Source organism: Brenneria tiliae (genome assembly GCF_023347575.1).
Taxonomy (GTDB): Bacteria; Pseudomonadota; Gammaproteobacteria; order Enterobacterales; family Enterobacteriaceae; genus Brenneria; species Brenneria corticis.
In genome coordinates, this window is the sequence record NZ_JAKPCB010000094.1 from 125,036 (window position 1) to 138,152 (window position 13,117).

Annotated in this window: 9 protein-coding genes; 7 read left to right on the forward strand and 2 right to left on the reverse strand. The window is 56.8% G+C overall.

Annotation, left to right across the window (positions count from 1 at the left end; translation table 11 throughout):
• Positions 1-33: 33 nt before the first annotated feature.
• The gene (flhA, locus tag MFP24_RS08330; RefSeq protein WP_249229886.1) at positions 34-2,184 is read right to left on the reverse strand and encodes a formate hydrogenlyase transcriptional activator FlhA; all 2,151 of its coding nucleotides are present in this window, start codon (positions 2,182-2,184) and stop codon (positions 34-36) included.
• A 746-nt stretch (positions 2,185-2,930) separates the two neighbouring features.
• Between flhA and MFP24_RS08335 the strand changes: the two genes are divergently transcribed.
• Positions 2,931-4,226: a dicarboxylate/amino acid:cation symporter gene (locus MFP24_RS08335; protein WP_249229885.1), complete on the forward strand. Its 1,296-nt coding sequence runs from the start codon at positions 2,931-2,933 to the stop codon at positions 4,224-4,226.
• Positions 4,227-4,295: 69 nt separating this feature from the next.
• Here the strand turns inward: MFP24_RS08335 and hypT are convergent, their stop codons facing one another.
• Positions 4,296-5,186 (reverse strand): hypochlorite stress DNA-binding transcriptional regulator HypT, encoded by an 891-nt coding sequence (hypT, locus tag MFP24_RS08340; protein WP_249229884.1) that lies wholly within the window; start codon positions 5,184-5,186, stop codon positions 4,296-4,298.
• A gap of 220 nt (positions 5,187-5,406) precedes the next feature.
• Here hypT and cuyB point away from each other — a divergent pair, with 220 nt between their 5' ends.
• The 6 genes from cuyB (at position 5,407) to MFP24_RS08370 (ending at position 13,110) form a co-directional block, all read left to right on the forward strand.
• Entirely contained in the window at positions 5,407-6,123 is a 717-nt protein-coding gene (cuyB, locus tag MFP24_RS08345) for a cysteate racemase (protein WP_249229883.1), read from the forward strand.
• A 98-nt stretch (positions 6,124-6,221) separates the two neighbouring features.
• Complete coding sequence (locus MFP24_RS08350) at positions 6,222-6,851, forward strand: response regulator transcription factor (RefSeq protein WP_249229882.1); 630 nt, start codon at positions 6,222-6,224, stop codon at positions 6,849-6,851.
• A 3-nt stretch (positions 6,852-6,854) separates the two neighbouring features.
• A complete protein-coding gene (locus MFP24_RS08355) occupies positions 6,855-8,429 on the forward strand; it encodes an MASE1 domain-containing sensor histidine kinase (RefSeq protein WP_249229881.1) in 1,575 nt (524 codons plus the stop codon).
• Between the two features lie 89 nt (positions 8,430-8,518).
• Positions 8,519-9,826: an MFS transporter family glucose-6-phosphate receptor UhpC gene (uhpC, locus tag MFP24_RS08360; protein ID WP_249229880.1), complete on the forward strand. Its 1,308-nt coding sequence runs from the start codon at positions 8,519-8,521 to the stop codon at positions 9,824-9,826.
• A 28-nt stretch (positions 9,827-9,854) separates the two neighbouring features.
• Positions 9,855-10,886 (forward strand): ABC transporter substrate-binding protein, encoded by a 1,032-nt coding sequence (locus MFP24_RS08365; RefSeq protein WP_249229879.1) that lies wholly within the window; start codon positions 9,855-9,857, stop codon positions 10,884-10,886.
• 145 nt (positions 10,887-11,031) lie between these two features.
• Complete coding sequence (locus tag MFP24_RS08370; protein ID WP_249229878.1) at positions 11,032-13,110, forward strand: ABC transporter permease; 2,079 nt, start codon at positions 11,032-11,034, stop codon at positions 13,108-13,110.
• Positions 13,111-13,117 lie beyond the last annotated feature (7 nt).

Here is a 13,117-nt window from a genome sequence, read left to right on the forward strand (position 1 = left end):
GCTGTTAAAACCGAAACCTGGAGTGAATGACATTCACTCCACGCGCTCGATGCTTTTAGCCGAGATCCCCATACGCTGCATGCGCGACAGCAGCGTGGTGCGCTTCAACCCCAGCTTTGCCGCCGCGCCTTTCGGGCCGGCGACAATACCGTTGGTCTCTTGCAGCACGCGGATAATCCGCTGACGCTCCGACTCTTCTTTATTACTTTCATTCTCTTCCGCTATAGGCGCCGCCGTCAGCGCCGCTGCGGGTTTGGGCGTTTCCAACGGAGAGAGATGGTGTTGCAGCTCGGCCAGCTGCAAATTCAGCGTGGCGCCCTTGGTGAGGATCACCGCCCTTTCAATCACATTCTCCAGCTCGCGCACATTCCCCGGCCAGGGGAGCCGGCTCAGCTGACGCAGCATGTCAGAGGGAATACTGTCAATGGTGCGGTTCATCCGGCGCGCAATCTTGCGGGTAAAAAACTTCGCCAACAGCGGAATGTCTTCCGGCCTTTCGCGCAGCGGCGGTATCACGATAGGAAACACATTCAGGCGATAATAGAGATCGCTGCGGTATTCCCTATCGGCCACCATCCGTTGCAGATCGCGGTTGGTGGCGGCAATCAGCCGCACATCTACCGGAATTACTTTGCTGCCGCCCAGCCGTTCTATCTCCCGCTCCTGCAATACGCGCAGCAGTTTGGGCTGTAGCTCCAGGGGAATATCGCCGACTTCATCCAGAAACAGCGTGCTGCCGTCCGCCACTTCAAAACGGCCCTGCCGCTGATGGCTGGCGCCGGTAAAAGCGCCCTTCTCATGGCCGAAAAGATCGCTTTCCAACAGGCTGGCGGGGATCGCCGCGCAGTTCATTTTCACCATGCGCTTGCCCTGGCGCCGGCTCAGGCGATGGATGGCGCGGGCGATAAGCTCTTTCCCGGTTCCGGTCTCCCCCAGAATAAGCACGGTACTGTCGCTGCCGGCCACCATTTCCACCTGCTCCAGCACCTGACGGATCGCCGCGCTGCGGCCGATGATTTCCCCGAAGGCGTCGCCTTCCGCGCTGTGGGTCCGTTCGGTCAGCATTTCCGTCAGATAAACATTCTCGTGAATCAGGCTGTCTTTCAGACGGGTAATCTGCTCATAGGCCAGCGCGTTATCCAGCGCAATCGCGATACGCGACGCAATTTGGCGCAGCAATTTCATTTCCGCATCCTGGACCGACAGGTCGCGGCGGTGCGCCAGCTCCAGAACCCCCAGTACGCGATTACCGAACGCCAGCGGCAGCAGGCAGGCATGTTTTAATTCGCCGTCGAACCACTGCGCCAGATAACGCGGCCGCGCAGCGGGCTCGCCGTTATCGATTAACATCGCCTCGTTGCTGCGCATCACTTCGGCGGCGTGCGTTTCCGCCAGATCCAGCGCTCCCGCGCCTGAGCGCGGCGCATGCCCGGCGAGGTAATGCGTGGCGTAATACTTCAGCGTTTTATCGTCGTCATCCCGTAAGGCCAACGCCACAAAGTCGATATTGAAAAAACGATGGATCTCCTTTGAAACCTCCTGCGCCAGCGCCTTCAGTTCCCGCTTGGAAATAACGGTATTGGTCACATCGACCAGAATGCGGAAATGGTCGCGCTCATGGCGCAGTTTCTCTTCCTCACGCTGGGCCAGCTCTCGTTCGCCGATGTTCTCCAGCACCAGCGTAATCACCGCGGACAGCGCCTGGAAAAAAGTAATCTCGCTGTCGTCGAAGCGGCTGCCGTCGGTTTTGATAAACTCGACGCCCCCCAATGCGCGGTGCGGCGTCAATAACGGCAGTTGGCAATAATCGCTGAGCCCGGCATAGGCGGGTTGATCGCCAAGATGGGGGAAGTCGCGCCGGAAACGGGCCTGGTCGCAGTGCAGCGGCATATGGGTATGCCATACCGTGCCGCCGGGTCCATCCAATAACAGCAGGGCTTCTTCACTACAGTGGGTTTTATTCGCCTCGCGGTCGCGGCGATAAAACAGGGTCTGATTATGCAACGGGTCGATGAGCAATAGATTGACCCGCCCAAAGCGCACCACCGAAAAAGATAGGCTATCCAGCACCTGTAGCACAGCATCGATACTACGTTGCTGCAACAGCGTCTGCGACACTTTCAGCAAGGCGTCCTGCCACAGAATGGACAGCCGTGATGGAGTATCTGTCAGTTGTATCGCCATAATCACCGTAATAAAATCCGTAATTAATAAGGTGAATAGTGTAGGGATTAACTGGCGGGAATCCTACGTTGCCGCGTCAATAGATTGATCTGAACCGGGGTTAGCCGCCATGAATAACGGCTTGCGCCGCCCCAAAATAATAATAAGAACCATTTATCTGGCCCCTTTGCTTACTTTACTTTCAATAAATCGCCGCCGGCCGGATTTTATTTTAATTCATGCGCTGAATATCAGAAATCATCGCCATGGCGTAATTGCAGCCATTAATTAACATAAAAATCACTTTTGTTTATCATTGAAAATACAACTATTCTTCTCGCCGCTACCTGCGCTCGCAGAGCGCGCCGTGCGGACAAAATTCTATTTATTGTTAATAGCCTTATTATTATAAGTAAATCTGATAAGACGGTAAGTCGACGACGAGTCATGGAAATGAAACAGTCTATCTTTTTGTTTTTTATCTATTTAATAAAAAACCGCCCGAAGCGGCGCATCAATGTCACATCCGTCATCGCCATAACTTGGTTATGAACATGCGTTTTTTGCATTGAATTGCCATAATTTGCATCTCATCACCCAGAAAAAAACGCCAAAAAATCAGAATCAATGTAATATCGGGCAGGCAGACACGACATCCCCAATAACAGTCAGGGTGCTGGTTCAGTGCGTTCAAGGAATACGCATCGTTTCCCACGCTGTAATAATACTGTGTGTTGTCTGAATCTATTCACCAACATGAGGTTTATATGCAAAGGCAGAAGTTACTTATACAGATAGTCATCGCTATCTTATTAGGGATATTCATAGGATGGCTCTGTCATCAATATCTTGATGGCGGGCGAGCAAAAGAAATCGCTTCTTATTTCAACATGGTTACCGATATTTTTCTGCGTTTGATCAAGATGATCATTGCCCCGCTGGTGTTCTCCACGCTGGTCTCCGGCCTGGCAAGCATGGGCAACTCTTCCGCGGTCGGACGTATTGGCCTGAAAGCCATGACCTGGTTTATCACCGCTTCTTTCCTCTCTCTGCTTATCGGCATGGTGCTGGCTAATTTCTTCCAGCCCGGCGGCGGTATGAATCTGGAAGTTCCCGCCACGGCGGCGCACGTCGCCACCGGCCTGAACACCGACGGCTTTACGCTCAAGAACTTTATCAGCCACATCTTCCCGAGAAGTATCGTGGAAGCCATGGCCAACAATGAAATTCTGCAGATCCTGGTCTTCTCGCTGTTCTTCGGTTCAGCGCTCGCCTACGTGAAAAACAAGAACAAAAGCGCGACGGCGATTGCGTCGATGATCGAAGAACTGGCCAAGGTCATGTTCCGCGTGACGGACTACGTGATGAGCCTGGCGCCGATTGCGGTATTCGCCGCCATCGCGTCCGCCATTGCCACCCAGGGACTGGGTCTGCTTTACGACTTCGGCAAGCTGATCGGCGAGTTCTACCTCGGTCTGGCGATACTGTGGGCGGCGCTGTTCCTGGTCGGCTACGCTTTCCTCGGCAAACCCATTTTCACCCTGGCGAAACTGATCCGCGAACCGACCGTACTGGCCTTCGCCACCGCCAGCAGCGAGTCGGCCTATCCGAAAACCATGGAAGCGCTGACCAAATTCGGCGTGCCGAAGAGAATAACCAGCTTTGTGCTGCCGCTGGGCTACTCGTTCAACCTTGACGGTTCAATGATGTATCAGTCCTTTGCGATCCTGTTTATCGCCCAGGCATACAACATTGATTTAAGCGTGACGCAGCAAATCCTGATTCTGCTGACCCTGATGATCACCAGTAAAGGGATGGCCGGCGTCGCCCGCGCCTCCGTGGTGGTGGTCGCCGCCACGCTGCCGATGTTCAGCCTGCCGGAAGCGGGTATCCTGCTGATTATCGGTATCGATCAGTTCCTGGATATGGGCCGTACCGCCACCAACGTCATCGGCAACAGCATCTCCACCGCCGTCGTCGCCAAACTGGAGAACAGCATTGGCGAACCGGAGGAGGAAGAAGAAGCGGAAATTGTCTATCAGGAGGCCAATGCGAACCGGTAATTAACCGTTCGTCTGGTTCTCTGGATATGGCGGCCTTAGCGGCCGCCATACTCTTTTCAGCGCCCGAATTTACTGCTGGCTCAGGCTTTTCAGATAACGCCAGAACTTCTCCGACGCCATATTCAACCGGGTATCGAGACGATAAATATAGACGCCCATGCGCATAACCCCATGCTCCATATTGATGATGGCGAGCGTCTTATTTTTCAACTCTTCCTGAATCGAATAATCCGGCAACCAGGCGATGCCGTAACCCTGCCTGACCATCCTTTTCAGCAAATCACTCATAGAAGAGACAAAGGTAATGGCGAATTTATCGCTGTCGATGCTGGCGAGATAGCGGTTTACCTGACGCCCCATATAGCTGCCGTCGGTGTAGTTAAGCAACGGGACGGAGGGCGCGTCGATATCGAACAACGGCTTGCCCGCGCTATCACAGGCGCAGACCGGATAAAGACGGGACTCCAGTATTTTCTCATGCATAAAGGGTTCGGACATCAGCTCTTCATTGTAAAAAGAGAAAATAAAATCGCTCCGCCCCTCTTTAAGATTTAACACCGCCTCATCCACATCAATGGACTCGACGTAAAATATCTTTTCCTGCGTCTCCGGCACCCCTTTGAGCAACTCCGGCATAATAAAAATTGACAGCGAATGCGCGGCGGCAATCGTTATTTTATTTTTATAGTTACTACCGCCGTGCAGTTTATTCAGCTGATATTCCAGATCATCCAGCGTATTGCGAATATGCGCGTGAAAAACGCGGCCCTGTTCGGTTAATTGCAAAGGCGAGGAGCTGCGGTCAAAGATATCAAAACCGATAGCGTTTTCCAGCGCGCGAATACGGCGGCTGAATGATGACTGAGAAATATTTCGTTTTTCGGCGGCGACGGTAAAACTGCGGAACTCCTCCAGCGCGATAAAATCATAAAGCCATTTGGTTTCGATATTATTAAGCATGATATTTCACCGATTCTATTTTACCGCGCGGTTAAAACCAAGAAAAGCATAAGGATGCCATCTGCTATGCAAATCATACATAGCGCATGGGGATTTAGCAATTCACATTCCTGACCAATATCCCCAAAGTAAGCGCTGTCGCAGCCGACGACGCGGCGGCGTCAAGTCCAGGGGATACGTAAGAGTATTCTTTAAGATTCAAAAACCTATGGGGAACAGCATGAACCGTTTAGTGGGTATTCTTGGCGGCATGGGACCGGGCGCCACCGTGGACGCCATGCAAAAGCTGATAAAAAACACCCCGGCATACCGCGACCAGGATCATATTCCGATGATTGCGGTTTCCATTCCGGATATTCCGGACAGAACCAAATGCATTCTCGACCATAGCGCGTCGCCGCTGGAAAAAATGATTCAATATATGAAAATCCTGGAAAATGCCGGCGCCGAGTGCATTATTATTCCCTGCAATACCGCACATTACTGGTTCAACGAATTAAAGTTGCATAGCCGCGTCGACATGATCAGCATTATCGACGCCGCCTGTCAGGTTATTCGCGATAAGAAAATAGCCAACGTCGGACTGCTGGCCACCACCGCCACCATCCAGGCGCAGATTTATCAGCGCCATCTGGCGGAAAGCGGTATTGACTGCCATATTCCGCCGGCGACGGAGCAAAGCGCGGTGATGGAAAGCATTTACGCGTACAAATCGGGCGACGCGCAAAGGGCGCATAGCCTGTTAACGCCAATAAAAGATCGCCTGCTGCAAAGCGGCGTCGAAAAAATCATTCTGGGCTGCACCGAGCTGCCGCTTATTCTGCAACAGGAGATCGAACTCGCCCCCGAGAACTATATTGACGCCACCGAAGCGCTGATCAAAAAAACCGTCGAGTGGTACTTCACGCATACGCACAGAAACGAAGTCGCGGCCTGATCTGTTAACTCGCTTCCATTTTTATTTCCTGCGGTTGCGGGCGGCCGCGTTACTGCTCATCATTACGTTTTAATGACTTTGGCTTAGCGTGGAACAGCATGATTAATGTGGCGCTGATAGACGATCACATCGTTGTACGGTCTGGTTTTGCGCAGCTTCTGACATTGGAAAAGGATATTCAGGTCATCGGACAGTATGCCAGCGCCGCGCAGGCATGGCCGCACCTGCTCAAACAACCCATTGACGTGGCGGTGATTGATATCGCCATGCCGGATGAAAGCGGCCTGAGTTTACTTACCCGCCTGCGCCGGCAGCGCCCCGGCTTCCGCGCCATTATTCTGAGCATCTATGACACCGGCGCCTTTGTGCAAAGCGCGCTGGACGCCGGCGCCGGCGGTTATCTCACCAAACGCTGCGGTCCCGAGGAACTGGTGCAGGCGGTCCGCACCGTCAGCGGCGGCGGGCTATACCTGTGCGCCGACGCCCTGCGCGCCATACGCCACCAGCAGCTACCGCCGCAGGAGCTGCTGGCGCTGACGCCGCGCGAGCGGGAAATCTTTACCATGCTGATCAACGGAATAAGCGTAAAGAATATCGCGGAACGGCTCGCGCTGAGCCACAAAACCGTGCACGTCCACCGGGCCAATATTCTGGGCAAGCTACAGTGCGCCACCACGGTCGAGCTGGTGCATTTCGCCCTACAGCACCAGTTGCTGCCGGGGAACTGATCGATGCGCCGCCTGCGTTCCGCCGGCATGATGCTGTTTCTGGTTTTTTTCTATGGCTTGAGCTGGCTGGCGCTGTGGACAATCAGCTTCTATCTGAGCAATAACGGCCAACAGGCGACGCTGCTATTACCGCAGGGACTGCGGCTGGCGCTGATGATCCTGCTGCCGCGCAAATACTGGCCGACCCTCCTGCTGACGGAAACGGCGCTTCAGGGCTGGCTGATCGGCGAACAACTGCTGACCCGGCGGCTGATGCTGCTCTCTCCCTGGCTGAGTCTGCTACCGGCGGCGCTGACGCATAAAATCTGGCATCGCTATACCCTTTACTGGCAGCGGCTGCTGTTATTGCTGGCCGCTCTGACGCTGAACAGCATCCTGCACGGCGTGTTTATCGGCCCCTGGCTGGATACGCAGCTGACCCAGACCCTACTGGCGACCTTTACCGGCGGCGTGCTGCTGATTCCCTTCACCTATCTGATCCATGAGTACATCAAGCAGCAGCACCTGCAAACCCTGCTGGCGCAGGCGATCCCCGATCCGCCGCTGCGCACCTCCCTGCTGATTTGGTGCTCGCTGTTTTTCTCGATCGGCGTCTGTCTGCAAATCACCTTTACCCCGGAAATGGAGCGCCTGCTGATCATTTTCGTTTTCCTGCCGAACGTGGTGATGGCCTACAAATTCGGCTGGCAAGGCGGAGTGCTCTCCGCGGTGCTGGGCAGCCTGATGATTACCATCACCCGCCAGGTCAGCGGCGCCTTCAACGACCTGCGTGAACTGGAGCTGTTCTTGTCCACCCAGGCGCTGCTGGGCATCGGTCTGGGGATCGCCATCAGCCGCCAGCAGCAGTTGGCGCAGCGCCTGCAACGCTACCGCCAGCAGTTGGAGCAGGAGCTGAAAACCCGCCGTCGGCTGATGGAGCGTATCATTCATACCGAAGAGGAGGTGCGCAAGGATATCGCCCGCGAACTGCATGACGATATCGGGCAGAACATTACCGCCATCCAGATTCAGGCCATGCTGGTCAGGCACAGCACGCCGGAGGAAACCGCCCGCCATGCCGCCGGGCAAATCAGCGATCTGTCCCAGCGCATTCATCACACCACCCGGCAACTGCTGCACCGGCTACGCCCCCCTGTGCTGAATGAAATGGTGCTGGATCAAGCCCTGCGCCATCTGGCGGATGAGTTCGCCTTCAATGCCAGAGGCATCGCTTTCCAGCTGGATTATCAACTGCCGCAGCAGGCCTATGACGATGTGGTGATCTTTACCCTTTACCGGCTGGTGCAGGAGTTGCTCAACAACATCAATAAACACGCCTCTGCCCGGCATATCGCGGTGGCGCTCTACCAGCGCAACGATCTGATCACCCTGGAAGTGACCGACGACGGCATCGGCATCCCGCCGCACAAAACCGAAGGTTTCGGCCTGCGCGGCATAGAAGAACGGGTGCGCGCCCTGGGGGGCAACTGGCAGGTGCAGGCCAGGAACCATTCTTCGGCCGCCGACGACACGGCGCGCCCGATGGGCACGCGGATAATTGTTAACCTGCCCACAAAATTTAAACAAAAGGCCGGATAACTAGGAATTATTCCTAATGCCCTACAACCTTATCTCATCCCTTTTCCCTTCCTTCCCCCTACTCTTCCCTCAATGCGACGGAGATACCCATGCAGGCGACCACGCTTTCAGCGACACAAATCAGCCAGCGCTACCGTTACTGGCGGCCGCGCCTGCTGATATCGATGATTATCGGCTACGCCACCTTCTATCTGACCCGGCGCAGCGTCAATTTCGCCATGCCGGTGATGCAGCTGGAACTAGGGTTGACGAAAGACGATATCGGCCTGCTGGGTACGCTGTTTTACCTGTGCTACGGCGCATCGAAGTTTATCTCCGGCATGGTGTGCGATCGCAGTCAGGCGCGCTGGTTTATGGGCGTCGGGCTGCTGATCACCGGCATATTGAACATCTTGTTTATGTTTTGCCAGTCTCTCGGCGGGCTGCTGCTGGTCTGGGCGCTGAACGGCTTCTTTCAGGGATGGGGCTGGCCGCCGTGCGCCAGACTGCTGACCAGTTGGTATTCGCGCAACGAGCGCGGCTTCTGGTGGGGGTGCTGGAACACCTCGATCAATATCGGCGGCGCGGCGGTGCCCTTACTGGCGGGCTATCTGGCCGCGCAATGGGGCTGGCAGGCGGCGCTGCTGGTGCCGGGCATCATCGGCATCCTGATTGGGCTGTGGCTGTGTCGGCAGCTGTGCGACAAGCCGCAGCAACAGGGGCTGCCGAGCGTCGGCCAGTGGCGGCGCGACGCGCTGGAAATCCGCCAGGAGCAGCAAAGCCCGCCGATGCCGATGCGGCAGATCCTGCGGCAGACGATCCTGGGCAACCGCACCATCTGGCTGCTGGGGGTTTCCTACATTCTGGTGTACCTGATCCGCATCGCCCTGAATGACTGGGGCAATATCTGGCTGGCGGAAAGCCACGGTTTCAACCTGCTCAGCGCCAACGCCACGCTGTCGCTGTTTGAACTGGGCGGTCTGACCGGCGCGCTGTTTGCCGGCTGGGGATCGGACCTGCTGTTTCGCGGCCAGCGCGCCCCGATGATCCTGCTGTTCGCGCTGGGACTGTTTCTGACCATGAGCGCGCTGTGGCTGGCGCCGGTACATCATTACCCGCTGCTGGCGGCCTGTTTTTTCAGCATCGGCTTTTTCGTTTTCGGCCCGCAGATGCTGATCGGCCTGGCGGCCGCCGAGTACAGCCATAAGGACGCGCCCGGCACCGTCACCGGTTTTCTGGCCCTGTTCGCCTATCTGGGCGCGGCGTTGGCGGGCTGGCCGCTGGCCCAGGTGTTGCACCACGCCGGCTGGTCCGGATTTTTCACCCTGCTGGCGCTGGCGTCGGCCTGCATCGGGCTGCTGCTGATGCCGCTGCTGATGGCGGGCATCAGCCAACGGGAAACGATGAAATCGCTGTAACCTCAATACCCTAAGAAAGGAAAACATAATGAAACTGACTACCCTTACCTCTCTGATTGCCGCCGGGCTGGCGCTGGCCGCCGCCGCGACCAGCGCGCAGGCCGCCGGACGCCTGGTGATTTACTGTAGCGCCACCAACGCCTTCTGCGAGGAGGAAGCCAAGGCGTTCGGGGCAAAATATGACGTCAGAACCTCGTTTATCCGCAACGGTTCCGGCAGTACGCTGGCGAAGGTCGAGGCGGAGAAAAGAAACCCCCAGGCGGACGTCTGGTACGGCGGCACGCTGGATCCGCAGTCTCAGGCGGGGGAAATGGACCTGCTTGAACCCTACCAGTCCGCCAATCTTGAGCAAATCATGCCGCAGTTCCGCGACCCGGCCAAACGCAAGGGCAACTACTCCTCCGCCGTGTATGTGGGGATTCTGGGCTTTGGCGTCAACACCAATCGCCTGAAAGAGAAAAATCTGCCGGTGCCGCAATGCTGGAAGGACTTGACCGATCCCGTCTACAAAGGCGAAATCCAGATCGCCGATCCGCAAAGCTCCGGCACCGCCTATACCGCGCTGGCCACCTTCTCGCAGCTGTGGGGCGAGGATCAGGCGTTTGATTACCTGAAAAAACTCAACGCCAACGTTTCGCAATACACCAAATCCGGCATCGCCCCGGCGCGCAACGCCGCGCGCGGCGAAACCGCCATCGGCATCGGCTTTCTGCATGACTACTCGCTGGAAAAGGAGAAAGGCGCGCCGTTGACGCTGGTCTCCCCCTGTGAGGGCACCGGTTACGAAATCGGCGGGGTCAGCATCCTGAAAGGCGCGCGTAATCTGGATAACGCCAAACTGTTCGTGGACTGGGCCTTATCGAAAGAAGCCCAGGAGCTCTCCTGGAAGAAAGGCCAGTCCTACCAGATCTTGACCAACACCACCGCCGAGACGTCGCCGCTGTCGCTGAAGCTGCAGGACCTGAAGCTGATCAACTACGACATGGATAAATACGGCGCGGCGGACGTGCGTAAAGAGCTGATCTCCAAATGGGTTAACGAAGTAAAAATGGGGAAATAGCCGTTTATGGGGTAAATGTCCGGCGGATAAAGCGCAAACGGCAGGGCCGCCGCCATCGACTTATCCGCCGGGCCGACGCCGTTAAAGACCAATAACAATCTCGCGATCCCGCTTAATAAATGATGACAACACCAGGGAATCCATCATGTCACACACCTTAACACTGACGCCGCCGCGCAAACGAGACCCCGTCTTTCTGTGGCTGGCGCTGATAGCGGCCTCCTTTCTGCTGCTGCCGGCCTGGAGCCTGGATTACGGCCTGTTTGACGTCTCGCGTGATGAACTGCTGGAGGCCTACAGCTGGTCGAGCCTGAATGTCAGCCTGCTGTGGTTCGCGCTGCCGCTGGGCCTGTTGCTTCGCCCGCTGGCTGCCGCCGGCCGCGAACGGCGCGGGCGGCATCGCGGCGACGCGGCCTACGCGCTGTTCTGCGCCCTCTTCGTGGTGATCGGCTCCGCCATTGAAGGACGGGGCATGGGTTACGCCACCATCCCGCTGTTTATCGCGCTGGGGGCCATCATCACCCTGTCGCTGTCGCGCCTCGACTGGCTGGGCGGCGATCGGTTCGTTATTGGCTCGCTGGTCGGCATCATTGCGCTGATCGGGGTATTTATTCTTTACCCCAGCATCGCCATTTTCATCCCCATGTTCACCAACAGCAGCGGCGAGTTCGCGCCGCTGCTGTTTATACAGATACTGCAGCAAGCCCATATTTTACAGGTGATCGGCAATTCGTTCATGCTGTCGGTGGCGGTCGGCGTCGGCTGTACCTTTTTCGGTATGGTGCTGGCCATCTACACCTCACGCATCGCCCGGCGCTCCGCCATTATCGGCCGGGTATTCTCCATCCTGCCCATCGTTACGCCGCCGTTCGTGGTCGGGCTGGGCGTGACCCTGATGATGGGGCGCTCCGGCTACATCACCGAACTGATGGTCGACTGGTTCGGATTAACCAATACCAACTGGCTCTACGGCTTTACCGGCATCTGGCTGGCGCAGGTCCTCGCCTTTACCCCGATGTCGTTTATGATCCTCGAAGGGGCGATTAAAACCATCCATCCGTCGCTGGAGGAAGCCTCCTATACGCTGCGCGCCAACCGCTGGCAGACCTTTCGGCGCGTCTTTCTGCCGCTGCTGAAACCGGCGCTGGCCAATTCGTTCCTGATCGTTATCGTGCAGTCGCTGGCGGACTTCAGCAACCCGCTGGTGCTGGGCGGCAACTTCGACGTTCTCGCCACCCAGATCTATTTCTATATCGTCGGCGCCCAGCTGGATTATCAGGCCGCCAGCACGCTGGGGGTGATCCTGCTGCTGTTCTCCCTGGCGGTATTCTGTATCCAGTACCTGTGGATCGGCAAACGTTCCTACGTCACCATCTCCGGGAAATCCTACCGCGGGGACGTTCAGCCGCTGCCGGTATCGCTGGTGTGGATCGTCAGTATTCTGCTCTATGTGTGGATTGCCTTTAACTTCCTGCTGTACGGCAGCATTTTCTACGGCAGCTTCACCGTTAACTGGGGCGTCGACTACACCCTGACGCTGGCCAACTTCAGCAAGCTGTTCGGACAGGGCTTCAGCGAAGGCGCCTGGCCCTCCATGCTCGATACCCTGCTATTCGCCGGCATCGCCGCGCCAATCACCGCGCTGTTCGGGCTGCTGATCGCCTATATCGTGGTGCGCCAGCAGTTTCATGGCAAGAAGACCATCGAGTTCACCACCATGCTGTGTTTCGCCGTGCCGGGCACCGTGGCCGGGGTCTCTTATATTCTGGCGTTTAACAACGCGCCGATATATCTGACGGGCACCGCGGCCATCGTGATTATCTCGATGGTGATGCGCAACGTGCCCGTCGGCATCCGCGCCGGGATCGCCGGGCTGGGCCAGTTGGACAAATCGCTGGACGAGGCGTCGCTCAGCCTGCGGGCGGGATCGATGCGCACCGTGTTTTATATCCTGCTGCCGCTGCTGCGCCCGGCGATCCTGTCGGCGCTGATTTACAGCTTTGTACGCGCCGTCACCACCGTCAGCGCCATTATCTTTCTGGTGACGCCGGACACCCGGGTCGCCACCTCCTACATTCTGAACCGGGTGGAAGACGGCGAATACGGCATGGCGATTGCCTACGGCTCCATTCTGATTGTGGTGATGCTGGCCATTATTTTCCTGTTCGACTACCTGGTCGGCGAAGCGCGGGTTTCCCGCTCCAAAGCCCAGAACAGCGACTAAGCGGAGT